This is a genomic window from Microvirga zambiensis WSM3693 (assembly GCF_016735695.1).
Classification (GTDB): Bacteria; Pseudomonadota; Alphaproteobacteria; order Rhizobiales; family Beijerinckiaceae; genus Microvirga; species Microvirga zambiensis.
This window is the reverse complement of sequence record NZ_JAERQD010000149.1, coordinates 1-2,950: the sequence shown is the minus strand read 5'-3', so window position 1 is coordinate 2,950 and position 2,950 is coordinate 1. Positions and strand designations below refer to the sequence as shown.

Below are 2,950 nucleotides of genomic sequence, written 5' to 3'. Positions count from 1 at the left end.
ACGTACGCATCCGAGGAACACCGCGGGATCAGGCCTCGCGCGTTGATGGGATCGTTGCTAACGTTGGTGCAGGTTTAAGGGGCGGCTTTTTGTGATGCGACGGTCCTGCGAGCCTCGATGATGTACTTGAGGTTCTCGATGCCATCCTCGGTGAAGAGGACAATATGCTCGGTCAACTCGGAGGCCGGAAAGGTGTCATAGGCACTGAGGCGGCCGTCCTCCGAGAACATTTCGATGGAGCACTCGTGCAGGAAGTCTTCGTCTTCTCCGAGCATATCAGCCACGTATTTCAGCGTGTACAGAGTTGAGTTGCGATATCCCATTTGTCGGTCCCTTTTCTGTCACGCGGCCAGCTGAGACGCCGGCTTCAGGGCCTGCCGTCGGCTTTTCCACTCCCAGGGAAGCAATTCGTGCAGGCGGGCGACAGGAAGATCGGCGATCCGGGCCAGCACGTCGGCGAGCCAGGCTTTTGGATCGACGTCGTTGAGACGACAGGTCGTGATGAGGGTGAGCATGACGGCGGCACGATCCGCCCCGCGCTGGGAACCTGCGAAGGTCCAGTTGCGGCGCCCCAAGGCAATCCCTCTCAATGCCCGTTCGGCGGCATTGTTCGTGAGACAAACCCGGCCATCCTCCAGGAAACGGGCAAAGCCATCCCAGCGCTTCAGCATGTAGTCAATGGCTCCGATCACCTCGGATGCTCGGGTGAGGGTGGCACGCTCCCGTTTCAGCCACTCGTGCATGTCATCGAACAGCGGCTTGCTTTTCTCCCTCCGCACAGCCAGTCGTTCCGCGGCGCTCAAGCCGTTGATCTGACGCTCAATGTCAAACAGCGCGTCGAACCGCTTGACGGCTTCCAACGCGATCGGGGAGATCGGCCTGCCGTTTCGTTTGCGATCCCGAGCCCTTTTCTCGATATCGGCCAGTTCAAAGAATTTCCGTCGCGCATGTGCGTGGCAGAAGGCAAAGGTAATGGGCACCGCTTTCTGTTCGGCAACACTGATCGGCTCAAAGCCGTTGTAACAGTCACTCTGCAGAATGCCGCCATACCCGGCCAGGTGTTTCTGCGGATGTTCGCCGCGGCGATCGCAAGAGGCGTAGTAGACCGCGGCTGGCGGCGCAGGCCCACCAAACGGCTGGTCGTCCCGCACGTAAGTCCAGATCCGTCCGGTCGTGCACTTGCTTTTGGCCCGGATGGGAATGGTCGTATCGTCGCCATGCAGCCGAACGGCTGCGAACACGTGGGCTTCGATCAGATCGAAGATCGGCCCGAGCGCAAAGGTTCCAAACCCGACCTGATCGGCCAGCGTCGAGGTCGACAGCGCGATGCCTTCGCATGTGAACCGGGCGCTCTGGCGATTGAGCGGACTGTGCATGCCGAACTTGTCGAAGAGGATCGTCGCCAGCAGATGAGGGCCGATGAAGCCGCGCGGCGTGGCATGGAACGGCGCCGGCGGCTGGCTGATCGCCTCGCAATCCCGACACGTGAACTTCTCCCGCACCGTCTCGATCACTTTGAACCGACGCGGGATCTCCTCCAGCGTCTCGGTGATGTCCTCGCCCAGTTTCGCCAGGCGCGAGCCACCGCAACAGGCGCAGGTAGCCGGGGGATCGATCACCACGCGTTCGCGCTCGATATCCTCCGGCCAGGGCTTTCGGACCGGCCGCCGGCGCACAAAGGAGCGCCCGTTTGAGCTCCTGGCCGCGGCCTGCGCCGCAACTTCATCCTCAGTCGCGGCCATCACCAGTTCTTCGAGCTGCAATTCCAGCTGGTCGATCAGCCGCGCCGCGCGCTCGGACCGCTGGCCGCGCAGTTCGCGCTTCAGCTTTTCGATCGCCAGTTCCAGACTGGCGATCAGGGCCTCGCTGTCGGACAACAGGGCCTGCGCCTTGGCGGCTTGCGCCACAGCCCTGTCCCTCTCGGCGACAACGACATCCCGTTCCGCCTGCAACACCTCACGCTCGGACAGCAGCGCCAGATAGGCGCTTGCAAGATCTTCTGGAAGATCGTCAGGCTTCGAAGGCATGACGCCATTCGAACAGAATTTCCCTGTGCTTTCAATCGAATAATGCTACCCAACCCGTGTTGGACGCCAGGTTTCCTGCGGATTGCGCCAGTCGATTCCGGACAGAAGATAAGACATCTGAGCCGCGGAGATCGCAACAGCGCCGCCCTCCACATTCGGCCAGATGAACCGGCCTTTCTCCAATTTGCGCGTGAACAGGCAGGCTCCCTGGCCGTCATGCCAAATCACTTTGATCAGGTCACCTTTGCGCCCCCGGAAGCAAAAAAGGTGGCCGCCCAAAGGGTCATGCTTCAAAATCTCCTGCACCCGAAGAGCCAGAGTGGGGAAACCACAGCGCATGTCGGTATGCCCGGTTGCCAGCCATACCTTCACACCCTGACCCATCGGAAACGGGTTCATGGCAACGTCTCCAGACCACGCATGATCCGCAGCAATGCCTCAACGTCGACATCCCGGTCCACAATCACACGCCTGCCGTTCGCGCTCATGACTTCCATGCGACCGTGGTCGGGTGTGAGAGGCTGCACAGGTGCAGCCGATGCAGGCTGCGCGGCTGCACCACGAGACTCGGGAACGATCAGTGCCGGAACAAAGCCTTCTGTCGAACGGCTGACAAGCCTTCCTTCCCGCGCGGCCCTGCGCCACCCGTTCAACTGCCAGCGCGTGATCCCATGGCGCCGCGCCGTTGCGGTGACCTGGCGCAGGCCGCTATAGCTTTCCGCCACAATCGCCAGCTTCGCTTCACTAGTAAACCGCCGCCGGCGACCGCTCTCGACGATCTCCATCCTGCTGACGCGCCCCGGGCGAGCATCCATCATGTCCATGGCTAAAGCACTGTCTATACTGTCTATATTGACGTCTATATAGACAGACCATCCACACTCTCACTCACTAGCGCAATGCGTCCTTCCTCGGATGCGTAC

4 protein-coding genes are annotated in these 2,950 nt (G+C 61.1%); all 4 read right to left on the bottom strand.

Going from position 1 to position 2,950, the window contains the following annotated elements; all coding sequences use genetic code 11:
* Nucleotides 1-74: 74 nt before the first annotated feature.
* From JKL46_RS34370 to tnpA, 4 genes are read right to left on the bottom strand one after another with little or no spacing between them, the layout of a single operon-like run.
* Nucleotides 75-323, bottom strand: coding sequence for a hypothetical protein (locus JKL46_RS34370; protein WP_201842901.1), 249 nt, complete (start codon nucleotides 321-323; stop codon nucleotides 75-77).
* Between the two features lie 18 nt (nucleotides 324-341).
* Nucleotides 342-2,027: an IS66 family transposase gene (tnpC, locus tag JKL46_RS34365; protein WP_201842900.1), complete on the bottom strand. Its 1,686-nt coding sequence runs from the start codon at nucleotides 2,025-2,027 to the stop codon at nucleotides 342-344.
* Between the two features lie 45 nt (nucleotides 2,028-2,072).
* Nucleotides 2,073-2,426 (bottom strand): IS66 family insertion sequence element accessory protein TnpB, encoded by a 354-nt coding sequence (gene tnpB, locus JKL46_RS34360; RefSeq protein ID WP_343074179.1) that lies wholly within the window; start codon nucleotides 2,424-2,426, stop codon nucleotides 2,073-2,075.
* Nucleotides 2,423-2,851, bottom strand: coding sequence for an IS66-like element accessory protein TnpA (gene tnpA, locus JKL46_RS34355; protein WP_201842899.1), 429 nt, complete (start codon nucleotides 2,849-2,851; stop codon nucleotides 2,423-2,425). Before tnpA ends, tnpB begins: the two co-directional genes overlap by 4 nt.
* Nucleotides 2,852-2,950 lie beyond the last annotated feature (99 nt).

Coding starts and splice junctions, on each gene's coding strand:
- JKL46_RS34370 (WP_201842901.1), bottom strand. CDS start 323: ATGGGATATCGCAACTCAACTCTGTACACGCTGAAATACGTGGCTGAT.
- tnpA (WP_201842899.1), bottom strand. CDS start 2,851: ATGGACATGATGGATGCTCGCCCGGGGCGCGTCAGCAGGATGGAGATC.
- tnpC (WP_201842900.1), bottom strand. CDS start 2,027: ATGCCTTCGAAGCCTGACGATCTTCCAGAAGATCTTGCAAGCGCCTAT.
- tnpB (WP_343074179.1), bottom strand. CDS start 2,426: ATGAACCCGTTTCCGATGGGTCAGGGTGTGAAGGTATGGCTGGCAACC.